At 57.5% G+C, this 1669-nt stretch carries 1 pseudogene; it reads left to right on the plus strand.

Going from position 1 to position 1669, the window contains the following annotated elements:
- Positions 1-73: 73 nt before the first annotated feature.
- Positions 74-1632: pseudogene (locus tag ABIE60_RS16540) on the plus strand (IS3 family transposase).
- The last annotated feature ends 37 nt before the right edge of the window (positions 1633-1669 follow it).

Here is a 1669-nt window from a genome sequence, read left to right on the forward strand (position 1 = left end):
CCCCCTCTGTCAGGATAGTTGTCGCGTCCTTTGTTAAACTCTCTTATTCACTCAGGGGCGTTTGGAGATCTGTATGCCTCGTTACTCCGATGAGCGACGTCAGGCCGTTGTGGCCAAGCTGTTACCGCCCTACAACCAGAGCGTCGAAGACGTTGCCCGCGAGGAAGGCATTTCCTCAGCTACTGTTTATAAATGGCGCAAAGAAGCGCGCGCTGAAGGACGCTGCCTGCCCGATGCCAGTGATGAAGGCGTAGAAGGCTGGTCCTCCCGTGACAAGTTTGCAGCGGTGATTGAGACCGCAGCAATGAACACCGAAGAGGTCGCTGCCTATTGCCGTCAGCGGGGTCTCTACCCTGAGCAACTGCAACGCTGGCGACATGATTGCGAGCAAGCGGCCAGCCTGTCCTATGACGAGCGTTGTCGAGAAGCCGATGAAGCCAAACAGCAGCGCAAGCGTATTAAAGAGCTGGAGCGAGAGCTGCAACGCAAAAATGCCGCACTGGCGGAGACGGCTGCACTGCTGACGCTGTCAAAAAAAGCACGGGCGATCTGGGGGGACGAGGAGTCATGATCAGCATCGAGGATCGCCAACACGCCGTACAGCTGATCGCCGATGCCTGCGAAGACGGCTCAACCCTGACCGCTGCGTGTGACGTTATAGGGATCTCGATCCGAACGCATCAACGCTGGGTGCAGGCAGGTGAGATTACAGCTGATCGGCGCCCCTTGGCCGAGCGCCCGGTGCCTGCCAATGCACTAACCGCAGAGGAAGAGTCCGAGATCCTGAAGCAGTGTCACCGGGATGAGTTTGCTGACCTGCCACCGGATCAGATCGTTGTGCGGTTGATGGACGAAGAGCAGCGTTATATCGCATCAGTTTCCAGTTTTTATCGTGTGCTGCGCAAGCATGGTCAACTGGCTCACCGTGGTCGTGCCAAAGCCCGTAAATCACAGCCAGCACCGACCACGCATACGGCAACAGCACCTAACCAGGTCTGGTCGTGGGACTGTACCTGGCTCCCCGGCCCAGCCAAGGGAACCTACTATTATCTGGTGATGATCCTCGATATCTTCAGCCGCAAGGTGGTGGGCTGGGAGGCTTTCCTGGGAGAGTCCGCCGCCAACTCCCGTATTGTCATTGAGCGGGCGGTGCTGGCCGAGAATATCGTGGGCCAACCGCTGGTGTTACACGCCGATAACGGTAGCCCCTTCAAAGGCGCGACCTTGCTGGAAAAGCTGCGGGATCTACAGATCCAGCCATCGTTCAGTCGGCCGCGTGTGAGCAACGATAACGCCTTCTCCGAGGCCCTGTTCCGCACCTGCAAGTATGTGCCGAACTATCCTGCCAATGGCTTTGCTGATCTAACGGCAGCTCAGCAGTGGGTGCACGGCTTCGTGCAGTGGTATAACCATGAACATCGTCACAGTGCTATCCGTTTCGTGACGCCGATGCAGCGCCATACCGGGGAGGACAAGGCCATACTGGCGAAGCGCCATGCACTCAACCTTGCAGCCAGAACGGCACATCCTGAGCGCTGGAGCGGTGACACCCGTAACTGGGAACCGGGGACATTAGTGTCGTTGAATCCAGAGCGGAAAGTGGTCACTGAGACAGTGCGAATGGCTGCATAAAAATCAGACAGGGCGACAGATACCTTGACAGTTACCG

The organism is Marinobacterium sp. MBR-109 (assembly GCF_040547565.1).
In the GTDB taxonomy this organism is placed as follows: Bacteria; Pseudomonadota; Gammaproteobacteria; order Pseudomonadales; family Balneatricaceae; genus Marinobacterium.